This is a genomic window from Bacillus sp. JJ722 (assembly GCF_036963345.1).
GTDB lineage: Bacteria > Bacillota > Bacilli > Bacillales > DSM-1321 > Bacillus_AD.
On the sequence record NZ_JBALMO010000056.1, the window covers coordinates 18,031 to 30,689 of the forward strand.

Consider the following 12,659-nt stretch of genomic DNA (forward strand, 5'->3'; position numbering starts at 1 on the left):
AAAAAGCAGTTGAGCTCCAACTGCTTTTTTGCTTTGCTTTAATTTTTCATCCGTGGATCTAAGGCATCACGTAAGCCGTCCCCCATTAAATTAAATCCTAAAACTGTTAACATGATAGCTAGTCCAGGGAAGAAAACAGTCCAAGGAGCTTGTATTAATAGTGCGCGAGAATCCGCCAACATTTTCCCCCATTCTGGATTTGGGGCTTCCGCTCCTAATCCTAGAAACCCTAATGCTGCAGCTTCAATTATCGCTGTCGCAATCGCTAACGTTCCTTGTACAATTACAGGGGCCATGCTATTAGGTAATACATGATGTATAAGAATTCTTGTATTGCTCATCCCTATTGCTTTCGCTGCCATAATATACTCTTCTTCTTTCACACTTAGCACTCGTGACCGTATTAATCGACCAAAGTTAGGGATATTAATAATAGCAATAGCAATTAAAGCATTTTGAAGCGATGGCCCTAAAGCAGCTACAATGGCAATCGCTAATAATATACTTGGAAACGCAAGCATAATATCAAAAATACGTGATATAACACCATCGACCCACCTTCCGAAATAGCCAGCCATAATGCCTAACAATGTTCCAACAGCTACAGATCCAAGGACAGAAAAGAAGCCAACCCATAAAGAAATTCTTGCACCGTATATAATTCGTGAAAATATATCTCTTCCAAAATCGTCTGTGCCAAACCAATGCTCACTGGATGGCGGTTGTAATCGATTAGCCATATTTTGTTCTTTAAACCCATATGGAGCGATAAACGGTGCTAAAATCGCCAATATGATAAATGCTAATACGATGCACGTACCTACAACAGCAATCTTATTCTTCCTAAAACTTCTCCATGCCTCAAGCCAAGGTGACACACTCTTCTCTGCGCCTTCATGAAGTGGAGGTTTCATACGTTTATTAGGTGCTAGTTCCATCGTAACATCCTCCTCTCCTACTTATATTTAATCCGTGGATCCACTGCTGCATACAATAAATCGACTATTAAATTAATGAATACAAAGAATAATGCAATCACCAAAATACCAGATTGAATGACTGGATAATCTCTAAAACCTATTGCCTCATATATGTAACGACCTATTCCCGGCCAGCTAAAAATAGTTTCTGTTAGAATTGCTCCCCCTAATAGTAAACCTGTCTGCAATCCAATAATAGTAATAACTGGAATGACAGCATTTTTGAAAGAATGCTTATAAATCACCCAAAACATTCTTAATCCTTTTGCACGTGCCGTTCTTATATAATCCGAACGCATCACTTCAAGCATTGTCGAGCGTGTAATTCTGGCAATAATGGCTGTTGGAATTGTTGCCAATGCTACACTAGGTAAGATCAAATGCTTAATCACTGTTCCAAACTGATCCATACGCCCTTGCAGTAATGTATCAAGTAACAGTAAATGTGTAATTGGTTCGACTGGATCACGTACATTCATACGCCCCGAGGTAGGTAGCCATTCTAATTGAATAGAAAATGCCCATTGTTCCATCAACCCTAACCAAAATATAGGTATTGAAACACCAATCAAAGCAAGTAGCATTGCTGTGTAATCAAACCAAGAATTTTGAAACCAAGCGCTTACGATACCTGCATTCACACCAATAAAAACAGCAATGAGCATTGCAGCAAACGCTAGCTCCATAGTAGCAGCTAAATACGGCCAAATTTCTTCGCTTATTGCTGATTTTGTTCGAATAGAATTACCTAAATCACCAGTTAATAAGTCACCAGCATAATTAATATACTGAATATACCAAGGCTGATCTAACCCTAATGATTTTGTTAAGTCATCTACCGCTTCTTTAGAAGCAGCTTGGCCCAAAATAACTTGTGCGGGATCTCCAGGAATGGCTCTTATAATAAAGAACACCACTAATGAAAGACCAAATAGTACAGGGATAAGCAGAAGTAATCTTCGCACAGTATAAGCTACCATAACTCCACCTCCTACATAGAATATAAGTAAAAGGAAGCCAGAGAAGATTGACTTCCTTTTATTATTTTCATTATTCTGAAATTTCTACCTCTTTCAAGAAATCTGATCCTGTTGGATGTGCAATAAAGTTCTTCACTTTCGCACTACCTGCAAGAACTGGCTTAGAGTGAACAAGAGGAATCCATGGAGCATCATCTTTAATAATTACTTGGGCTTCTTTATAAAGTTTATCTCGCTCTTCTTCATTCATAGTAGACTGCGCTTTAATTAGCAGTTCATGTACTTTCGGATTCTTATAATAAGAGTAGTTATTGCTACCGATATTATCTTCATCTAATAATACATATAAGAAGTTATCTGCATCACCATTGTCACCTGTCCATCCTAATAGGAAGGTATCTGCTTCGCCTAGACGAGCTTTATCTAGGTAAGTGGCCCACTCATATGTTGTAATTTTTGCTTTTACGCCTACTTTTTCGAAGTCAGCTTGAATGGCTTCTGCTACTTTTTGTCCATCTGGCATATATGGTCTTGTTACTGGCATTGCCCATAGTTCAATTTCGAAACCGTCTTTGTATCCTGCTTTCGCAAGTAACTCTTTCGCTTTCTCTGGATTATATTCATAGTCTTTTACATCTGAATTGTAGCCAGAGATATTTGGTGGCATTGGGTTAATAGCAGGTTCAGCTGAACCTAAATAAAACGCATCGATAATAGCTTGCTTATTGACTGCATGATTCAACGCTTGTCGTACCAATTTATCTTTCAATGGTCCACGTGTACTCGTTAATCCTAAGTATGCTACATTCATAGAAGGACGTTGGAACACTTGTAACTGGTCGTTCTTTTCAACTGCTGGTAAATCGCTATAATTCACGCCTTCAACGATATCCGCTTCTCCGGCATTTAGCGCATTAAGACGTGCAGAATTCTCAGGAACAACTGTGAAGATTACCGAATCTAACTTCGGAAGACCTTTTTGCCAATAGTCTTCGTTTTTAACAATTGTTATAGATTCATTACGTTTCCATTCTTTAAATTTGAAAGCACCTGTTCCAACAGGATTTTCAAGGAATTTATCCCCATACTTTTCGACTGCTGCTGGACTTGCGATACCGAAAGGACTCATTGCTAAGTTTTTAAAGAATGTAGCTATCGGACGAGATGTTGTTACTTCAACCGTCGTTGCATCAACTGCTTTTACGTCTTTAATTAAGTCGCCAAACTGTGAATTATAATAATAGAATTTCTCTTTATTACCTGCACTCCAACGCTTGAAGTTAAATACAACTGCTTCAGCATTGAAGTCTGTACCATCATGGAATTTAACACCTTCTTGAAGCTTCATTGTGTACTTTAAGCCATCATCTGAGACACTCCATTCTTTCGCTAAACCTGGTTGTAATGAAGTATCTTCATCACCAAATTGAATAAGTGTTTCAAAAACATTCTTCGTTACACGGAAGGATTCACCATCAGTAACTGTGGCAGGATCTAGTTCTACAGCATCGCCACCACGGGCAAATACAAGTGTACCTCCACCTTCTGTTTTAGTAGTTGTACCATCTTTTCCATCCTTGTTGCCTGTGTCCTTGTCGTCATTCGAGTTACAGCCCATTAGTGCGGTAGATATAATCATGATTAATGCAAATAACAAGATTACACTTCGCTTCTTCATATAGTTCCCCCTTTTTTCACATTGCCTATTTGGCGTAATTTATCATTCATGTAACCGCTTCCCTTATTCGTTATATAAATGGCAAGCTACATAATGACCATTCTTCATTTCCTTTAGCTGCGGTTTTGTAGTTGTACAAATATCCATACATTCTTTACAGCGTGTATGAAATGCGCACCCTAAAGGAGGATTTGCTGGGCTAGGTATATCTCCGCTTAAGAGTTCCTTTTCCCTTTTTATAGTTGGATCTGGCACTGGAACAGCAGCTAATAAAGCCCGTGTATAGGGATGTAGCGGTTCTTCATACACTGAATCACCGTCTGATATTTCTACTAACCTACCAAGATACATTACACCTACTCTATCACTTATATGCCTCACAACGCCTAAATCATGAGCAATAAATATATAGGTTAAGCCAAATTCTTTCTGTAAATCTTCCAATAAATTTAATACTTGCGATTGAATGGATACGTCTAATGCTGAAACGGGTTCGTCGGCAATAATAAGCTTTGGCTTTGTCATGAGTGCCCGCGCTATACCAATTCTTTGCCTTTGTCCCCCGCTAAATTGATGAGGATAACGCTTAGCATGATAACTACTAAGACCTACTGTTTCTAACATTTCTGCAACGAGTTTTTTTCTTTCATTGCTATTGCCTATACCATGAACAATTAATGGCTCTTCGAGGATTTTTTCAACTGTATGTCGAGGGTTTAATGATGCGTACGGATCTTGAAATACCATTTGCAGTTCTCTTCGCAGTTTGCGCATTTCAGTTTGCGAGAGCGATGTAACATCTTTACCATCAAAAATGACTTTACCATCAGTAGGCTCAATAAGACGCATGAGCATCTTACCTGTCGTTGATTTACCACAACCAGATTCACCAACGATTCCGAGGGTTTCTCCTTTTCGCACGGTAAAACTTATGTCATCCACTGCTTTCACTTCTCCAGTTTGTCTGCCAAACACCCCGCTTTTTATCGGAAAATACTTCTTTAAATGCTCTACTTGTAATAATAAATCAGTCATCTTTATTGCCTCCTTTATCATGCAAGAAGCAACGCACAAAATGCCGTTCATCTTCAGTATGGTACAGCGGAGGACTTTCGATTGTACATCGTTCCTGAACATGCTCACATCGGGCAGCAAAGCGGCAGCCCACACGTATTGTACCCGGCTTCGGAACGTTGCCTGGTATAGAATAGAGCCGTTCTTTCTTAATCCGAATATCGGGGACAGATTGGAGTAATCCAACCGTATATGGATGCTTCGGATTTCGGAAGATTTCTTCTACCGTGCCTTCTTCAATGATTTTACCTGCATACATAACAAGAACTCTCTCACATATTTCTGCTACGACGCCTAAGTCATGTGTGATCATAATAATAGAGGTTTTGAGTTTACAATTTAAATCGCTCATTAAGGATAGAATTTGTGCTTGGATGGTTACATCTAACGCAGTGGTCGGTTCATCTGCAATTAATAATCGAGGGTCACAAGATAATGCCATAGCTATCATCACTCTTTGGCGCATACCACCTGAGAGTTGATGAGGATATTCACTCATGATTTGTTCTGCTCTAGGAAGACCAACTAATTTTAACATTTCAACGCCGCGAGCGAATGCCGCTTTTTTCGATACTTTCTTATGTAATCGTATAGCTTCGGTTAATTGATTTCCTATAGTAAAAAGGGGATTCAAGGAAGTCATTGGCTCTTGAAAAATCATCGCCAAATCATTACCTCTTTTTTGTCGCATTTGCCTCTCTGATAATTCTACAAGATTTTCTCCATTGAGCCGTATTTCGCCACTTACAATTTTGCCAGGCGGATGGGGAATAAGGCGCATGATTGAGAGTGACGTAACACTTTTGCCACACCCTGATTCACCTACAATTCCAATCACTTCACCTTCTCCGATGGAAAAGCTAATTTCATCTACAGCAGGCACTTCACCATCATTAGAGAAGAAAGAGGTTTTTAACTTTTTCACTTCCAATATTGGAGTTTGACTCAAACTTTCGCTCCCCCTTTCTATTAATTAAGTATTCGAAAAGCTTTAAAAGTATAGCTTTCTTGTTCTTCATTCTATTAAAAAACAAGCCAAACGTCCACCTTTTTTTGTCAAAATAAGCAAAAAAAGGCATATAATCTTTTACCAAACACCTTCTTTAATACATTAAAGTGATATAAATTAAAAATCACTAACTTTTTTAATTGCTCTATGCCGTTCAAACCCTCGTTTTAAAAATTATATAAGCATAAAAAAATACTTTCCTCCAATTAGAAAGAAAGCATTTTTTTAAAACATCAATGTAATTGTTGCACATGGAAAAGATTATAATAGTTTCCTTGCTTCTTCATCAAGGCTTCATGTGTTCCTTCTTCGACCACTTCTCCATGTTCAATCATGACAATTCGATCTGCATGTGTAATGGTTGTTAAGCGGTGGGCAACGATAAATGTAGTACGACTCTTCGCTAATCGTTCCAATGATTCTTGAATTAAATGTTCACTTTCTAAATCAAGTGCTGATGTCGCTTCATCAAGAATTAAAATCGGCGGGTTTTTCAAGAAAACACGAGCAATGGCAACTCTCTGCTTCTGTCCACCAGATAACTTCACTCCTCGTTCTCCCACTTTCGTATCATATCCTTGTGGTAAATTCATAATAAATTCATGTGCGTTTGCCGCTTTAGCAGCCGTAATAACTTCTTCCTTACTCGCTGTTGGCTTTCCTAATAAGATATTTGTTGCAACCGATTCGCTAAATAAAATATTGTCTTGTAATACCATTCCAATATTATCTCGTAATGAGCGAACCTTATAATTTTGAATATTTTCACCGTCTAACAAAATAGCTCCTTCAGTCACATCGTAAAATCTTGGAATTAAACTTACAAGTGAAGATTTCCCTCCCCCACTCATACCAACAAGTGCGACGGTTTCACCTTGCTTAATATCCAACCGAATATTCTTCAAAACAGGTCCACTTTCTTCTTCATAAGAAAAGTTCACATGATCAAATGTGATAGCACCTTTCACATCTTGGCACATTATCGCATCTTTACGATCCTCTATATCATACTTCTCATCAATAAATTCAAACACACGATCCATAGAAGCAACAGCTTGTGTCAATGTTGTCGATGAATTGACAAGTCGGCGAAGCGGGCCATACAATCTTTCGATATAAGCAATAAACGCAACCATCGTTCCTACTGATAAGCTGCCATTGATTACTTGATAGGCTGAAAAGCCAATAACAAGTAATGGTGCCACATCTGTTATCGTGTTGACGACTGCAAATGATTTTGCGTTCCATTTTGTTTGATTTAACGCTTTATCCAAGAAATGCTGATTTTGTTTATTAAAGTTTTCTTGTTCATACTCTTCAATGGCAAAGCTCTTAATAACAGGCATTCCTTGAACTCGTTCATGTAAGTAACTTTGTACTTCTGCTAATGCTTGTGAACGCTCTCTCGTTAGCCCTCTTAATTTCCCGAAAAAATAACGTACTGACAACGCATAAAACGGAAATAAAACAAGGGATACAAGCGTTAGCTTAACATCCATCGTAAACATGATCATGACAGCAATAAAGATAGTTGCCACATCAAGCCAAACATTCATCAACCCTGTTATGACAAAGTTCTTCGTTTGCTCTACATCGTTTATAACGCGTGAAATAATTTCACCTGTTCTCGTATTACTATAATATTTGAAGCTAAGCTTGTTAATATGAGTAAACAACTGATTACGAATATCAAACAAAATTTTACTACCTGCCCATTGGGCAAAGTATTGTCGATAATATTCAATCGGCGGTCTCATAATGACAAAAACAACGAGCATGATTCCCATAATCATCAATAATTTCTCTTGTTTAGCAGCTACTGATAAAGCTTCATTACCAATAATATCGTCTACTACATATTTAATTAATAATGGAATTAATAATGGTATAGCAAACTTTATAATCCCAATAATAATCGTACCAATAATCGGCCATTTATACGGCTTTACCCACTGTAAATAACGACGAATACTCCCCATCTATTTCATCCTTTTTTTTCTTTATATATTGCATTAGCTATCCTATTTTATCCCTTCATCATAAACACTAAAAAACCTGTTGTCACTTCAACAGGCTTCAGGTTTTGTTAATTTACCGATATGTTAAGTAACGTTCATACCACATATCAACAAAATCTGCAGAAAACGGTCCTTTTTGTTGGCGAATTAAAAAAATAAGTTGCTTTACATTTTTCTTTAAAATAGCATCAATCTCACTTGGATAACCCATTTCCAAACTATGCTTCTCATATTCATCTTCATCTAGTAACTGAAATGTCATATCAGGATACACTTTAATATCTAAATCGTAATCAATATATTTCAATGCTTCATGATCGTACACGAATGGTGAACTAATATTACAGTAATAGTAGACTCCATCTTCTCTTAACATGCCAATCACATTGAACCAAACTTGCGAATGAAAGTAACAAATTGCTGGCTCACGGGTAATCCACGAGCGTCCATCCGACTCCGTTACTCGCACCCTGTCGTTCGCTACGATTACTAGATTTTGTGTTGCTTTCAACACCGTTGTATCTTCCCATATACGATGGATATGGCCGTTATGTTTGTAACTGTGAATCTGAATAGTATCTCCTTCCATGGGGATCTTCATATTATTATCCCTACTTTCTAATCAACATCATCGACCAAGTTCCTTCAACCAACTATACAAATTCTTCTATATCACTAATCTTACTAATTATTATAGCGATTAAGGAGCAAATTTAAAACCAATGAGTAAGAAAAAGAAAAGTAGATGTGCGAATAGATAGAAAAAGGTGTGGATTTTCACCACATCTCTTGGAGAGAAAGGAGAAAATCACACACCTTTAGGCATCACAATAACTCGTTGTTATTGTTGGCTGCTTTGACCTGAAGCTTGAGATTTTTTAGCTGCAGATTGTTGGTTTTGTTGTTTTACTTTTGCCACGTCTGTTTGACTAGCGAACTCAGTTCCATATGAACTTGAGCTACTAGAAGTACTAGATGCACCAGCGTTTTGTTGTTTAACTTGTTGAATGTTTGTACCTGTTTGTGTTTGTTGTTTGTTTGCCATTAATATCACCTCCACGCTCATTAATGTAACCAAGAGCGTAAAGTAATATCCTCAAAAATAAAATTGGTATTAACTGTTAAACAAGTAAAGATATCCCACCATCAACGATGATTGTTTGGCCTCTAATCATACTTGCATCTTCTGATAGGAGGAACATAATTGTATTGACCATATCATCAATCTCCACCATTCTACCTGCTGGCGTACTAGCTGCTGCCTCTTTTAACAACTCCTCACGATTTGGGAAATGCTTTAATGCATCTGTATCAACAGCTCCCCCCGACACAGCATTTACTCGAATATTCATCGGTGCGAATTCAACCGCTAAATATCTCGTTAATGCTTCAAGAGCTGCTTTTGATACACCAACAGCTGTATAGTTTTCTAAATATCGAATCGACCCAAGTGAACTGATATTTACAATTTGTCCACCGCCGCTTTTTTCCATTAGCTTAGCTGCTTCTTTTGCACAAAATAAAGCGCCTTTTCCGTTAATACCCATTGTCCAATCCCAATGATTTTCCTCTAGTTCAACAATTGGTTTTTGTACACCTGACGCTGCATTATTCACTAAAATATCAAGTCTACCAAATGTTTCATCAATCGTTTCGAACATGGCTTTAATTTTTTTTACATCACCAACATTCGCTTTGATTAATAGCGCTTTTCTTCCTAAGCTTTCAATCTCTTCTACAACTTCAAGCGCCGCCGACTTGCTGCGGGCATAATTAATCACAATGTCATAGCCTGCTTTTGCAAGACGAATAGCTGTTTGTTTTCCAATACCTCTACTACTTCCTGTAATTAGTGCAACTTTATTAGTCATCTTCTTCATCCTTTCTATTAACAACTATTTTTTATCATAATTTGCAGAATCTCTGCTCATATTAGTAGAAAAGCGCAAGCGCCTTGCTCATCGACCTACGTACTGGAGGGACTTCGACTGAGATAAAGGAAACACGATGAGCTGATAAGCGAATCGATTCCGCATTTCTCCGTTGACTTATCGTAGAAAGAAGGCCTGAAGTACGCTAGGCGATAGGCGCTGGAGCTAGACACTTGTCTAAATTCAAACTTTATTATCTTTTTAAAAAATTTCTTAAGACATGGAATCAATCCAATCTTATATAAGAAGGAGTTAATAACATGTATGTCAGCAGAGACTTAACTGAACTTTCATTACTTCAAAAGAAAGATTGGAAAGACAGTGAATTGCAGTACTTTCACCACTCTCTCCAACAAATGTTACCTTATTTAAATGTTCAAGGACAGTCCATCCTCAAACAAATCATAAAAGAAATTCAAAACAGAGGTGGGTTCCAACACAACGAGGCGGACTATACCCACGACACAGACCTAATTGTTGATTAATCTATTATGGAGCTATCTGCTCTAATTATTCTGCTTCCTGATAGGCGCTAAACATCTTTTGATATGGCACAGGAAAAGCTAGCTCTGACATCTCTTGTTCTGTGACCCATCTCAAGCGATATTTTTCCATGATTTCAGGACTCAGTTCTTCTTGTACTAGTCCTGTAAAAGCTGATAGATCCCATACTAAATGCGAGAATACATGCTGAATCTCAGTCAATTTTGGCATATCAAGTATCACACGACTGTTATAGTCAAGAACAAAAGCGTCCTCATATAGATTCTTATTGACGCTTTGCTCCTGAACAAAAGAAAAGCTAGGAAATTCCCATAAATTTGCCAATAAACCTTTAGGTGGTCTCTTTTGAACAAGAATTCTTCCTTGCTTATCGTTCAATATCGCTGAAATTAGCTTTACTTTTTTCGTTTTCGTTACTTTGATTTTTATTGGAAGCTCTGATTGAACTCCTTCAGAGAAAGCTACACAGTGTTCCCTAACAGGACAAAGCATACACGCAGGATTGCCTGGTGTACAAATTAATGCTCCTAACTCCATTAACGCTTGGTTAAAGTATGATGGATTATCATGTGAAATGATTGCTCGTACAGCATCCTCAAAAACTTTCCTTGTCTTTGGTTTAGCTATATCTTCTTTAATGAGCAATATTCGTGAAAGAACACGCATGACATTCCCATCAACAGCTGGCTCTGGAATACCGTAGGCAATACTTAGTATAGCTCCTGCTGTATATGGACCTACACCTTTCAAGCTAATAATTTCACTGTGAGTATTCGGGACAACACCACCGTAATTTTCTTTCACTTCTTTAACAGCGCTTTGTAAATTTCGCACGCGTGAATAATATCCAAGACCTTCCCATGCTTTTAAGATTTTTTCCTCATCTGCATCTGCAAAATCTTGTAGCGTTGGGAACCATTCCATAAAGCGGTTAAAATAAGGAATTACTGTATCTACACGGGTTTGTTGTAACATGATTTCCGAAACCCACACTTTATAAGGATCTCGATCCGCTCTCCATGGCAAACTGCGTTGCTCTTGTTCAAACCATTGTATTAAATCTCGTTGAAATTCTTCAATTTTAAAATCGTTCAAAGTTTTGATCTCGTACAAAATAGTTCCTCCGTGATGTTACATATTCAATAAAAAAGGGAATACAATAAGAGATTAGAATTACTAATTAAACTAAACGTGTTACAATTTAGCTAGAAGTTTTCCCATAAGAATTTATTCAATATGACTTACTTTCTCACCTTTATAGGCATATTACTATTAAGGCGAAGCATTTATAGATTCACACTTATCATGGTTCTTACTATACTAAAATTGTTAACACAATACTAATGGAATCATCTGACCAAAAAACGATTTCCTATAATTTAGATTCATCAAATTTACTGCTCTATCCTTCAAAAACTAAGGCTAGCATCAGTAAGGAGGTTGCGACCATTGGATACTGCTACACATGTAGTAATGGGATTTGGACTTGGAGCATTAGCGACGCTTGATCCAGTTGTCGCACATAGTCCGATAACGGCACAAGCTATTTTGTTTGGAACCATCATCGGTTCCCAAGCGCCTGATATTGATACTGTATTAAAGATTCGTAACAATGCGATATATATTAGAAATCATCGAGGTAGAACACACTCTATTCCAGCTGTTTTACTTTGGCCAGTGTTAATCACATTTGTCCTGTATGCTATATTTCCCGAATCAAACCTTTTACACTTATGGTTATGGACATTTGCCGCTGTGTTCATACACGTATTCGTTGATATATTTAACGCCTATGGAACTCAAGCATTGCGGCCATTAAGCTCTAAATGGATTGCACTTGGAGTAATCAATACATTCGATCCTTTCATCTTCGGATTTCATGTCGTTGGATTAATGCTATGGGCATTTGGTGCACATCCCGGTTATACATTCTTGCTTGTATATATCGTTATGTTTTTCTATTATATAGCGCGATTTAAAGAGCAAAGACGTGTTAAAGCAGCCGTTCAATTGAAGATCCCAGGCGCCCGAAAAATCATCCTTTCTCCAACTCTCCGATATCATAAATGGAAAGTTGCAGTTATAACTGAACAATATTATTACGTAGCGCTTTCTCAGAACGGGCATATCACTATTTTTGACCAATTTGACCGAATTCCTTTACCGGATCATCCAGCGATAGATATTGCAAAGCATGACAAAAACTTATCTGCTTTCCTGTCCTTTTCACCCGTCTATCGATTTGAAATTGACGAAAGCGAATATCATTATGAAGTTAAGTTCATTGATTTAAGGTACCGAAGTAATGGACACTATCCTTTCGTGGCTGTTGTTCGTTTAGATCGTGACCTGAATATTACCAACTCATACACCGGTTGGGTTTTCAGTGAAGAGAAACTACAAAAGAAACTAAAAGTCTTACCACAATAGAAAAGCGGAAGCGCCCGTTTTGCTCTGTATAGACTGGAGCCCTCCGACTGAGATA

12 protein-coding genes are annotated in these 12,659 nt (G+C 37.7%); 2 read left to right on the plus strand and 10 right to left on the minus strand.

What is annotated here, in order from left to right; translation table 11 throughout:
- Nucleotides 1–38: 38 nt before the first annotated feature.
- The 9 genes from V7014_RS08470 to fabL all read right to left on the minus strand — a co-directional run bounded on the left by V7014_RS08470 (nucleotide 39) and on the right by fabL (nucleotide 9,610).
- On the minus strand, nucleotides 39–938 hold the full coding sequence (locus tag V7014_RS08470) for an ABC transporter permease (RefSeq protein WP_335506119.1): 900 nt from the start codon (nucleotides 936–938) through the stop codon (nucleotides 39–41).
- Between the two features lie 17 nt (nucleotides 939–955).
- Entirely contained in the window at nucleotides 956–1,960 is a 1,005-nt protein-coding gene (locus V7014_RS08475; RefSeq protein WP_335506121.1) for an ABC transporter permease, read from the minus strand.
- 70 nt (nucleotides 1,961–2,030) lie between these two features.
- Entirely contained in the window at nucleotides 2,031–3,638 is a 1,608-nt protein-coding gene (locus V7014_RS08480; protein ID WP_335506123.1) for an ABC transporter substrate-binding protein, read from the minus strand.
- A gap of 63 nt (nucleotides 3,639–3,701) precedes the next feature.
- Nucleotides 3,702–4,673, minus strand: coding sequence for an ABC transporter ATP-binding protein (locus V7014_RS08485; protein WP_335506126.1), 972 nt, complete (start codon nucleotides 4,671–4,673; stop codon nucleotides 3,702–3,704).
- Nucleotides 4,666–5,661 carry an ABC transporter ATP-binding protein gene (locus tag V7014_RS08490; RefSeq protein WP_335506128.1) on the minus strand — a complete coding sequence of 332 codons (996 nt, stop codon included), beginning with the start codon at nucleotides 5,659–5,661 and terminating at the stop codon, nucleotides 4,666–4,668. Before V7014_RS08490 ends, V7014_RS08485 begins: the two co-directional genes overlap by 8 nt.
- Before the next feature lie 293 nt (nucleotides 5,662–5,954).
- Entirely contained in the window at nucleotides 5,955–7,700 is a 1,746-nt protein-coding gene (locus V7014_RS08495) for an ABC transporter ATP-binding protein (RefSeq protein WP_335506130.1), read from the minus strand.
- Nucleotides 7,701–7,812: 112 nt separating this feature from the next.
- Nucleotides 7,813–8,340, minus strand: a complete 528-nt coding sequence (gene ntdP, locus V7014_RS08500) for a nucleoside tri-diphosphate phosphatase (protein WP_335506132.1) — start codon at nucleotides 8,338–8,340, stop codon at nucleotides 7,813–7,815.
- Between the two features lie 240 nt (nucleotides 8,341–8,580).
- Nucleotides 8,581–8,784 (minus strand): gamma-type small acid-soluble spore protein, encoded by a 204-nt coding sequence (locus tag V7014_RS08505; protein ID WP_335506134.1) that lies wholly within the window; start codon nucleotides 8,782–8,784, stop codon nucleotides 8,581–8,583.
- A gap of 76 nt (nucleotides 8,785–8,860) precedes the next feature.
- The gene (gene fabL / locus V7014_RS08510) at nucleotides 8,861–9,610 is read right to left on the minus strand and encodes an enoyl-[acyl-carrier-protein] reductase FabL (protein WP_335506136.1); all 750 of its coding nucleotides are present in this window, start codon (nucleotides 9,608–9,610) and stop codon (nucleotides 8,861–8,863) included.
- Nucleotides 9,611–9,930: 320 nt separating this feature from the next.
- Between fabL and V7014_RS08515 the strand changes: the two genes are divergently transcribed.
- On the plus strand, nucleotides 9,931–10,155 hold the full coding sequence (locus V7014_RS08515; protein WP_335506137.1) for a hypothetical protein: 225 nt from the start codon (nucleotides 9,931–9,933) through the stop codon (nucleotides 10,153–10,155).
- 25 nt (nucleotides 10,156–10,180) lie between these two features.
- Here V7014_RS08515 and mutY read toward each other — a convergent pair whose 3' ends face one another.
- Nucleotides 10,181–11,287 (minus strand): A/G-specific adenine glycosylase, encoded by a 1,107-nt coding sequence (gene mutY, locus V7014_RS08520; RefSeq protein WP_438824894.1) that lies wholly within the window; start codon nucleotides 11,285–11,287, stop codon nucleotides 10,181–10,183.
- A 336-nt stretch (nucleotides 11,288–11,623) separates the two neighbouring features.
- Here mutY and V7014_RS08525 point away from each other — a divergent pair, with 336 nt between their 5' ends.
- On the plus strand, nucleotides 11,624–12,604 hold the full coding sequence (locus V7014_RS08525; protein WP_335506139.1) for a metal-dependent hydrolase: 981 nt from the start codon (nucleotides 11,624–11,626) through the stop codon (nucleotides 12,602–12,604).
- Nucleotides 12,605–12,659 lie beyond the last annotated feature (55 nt).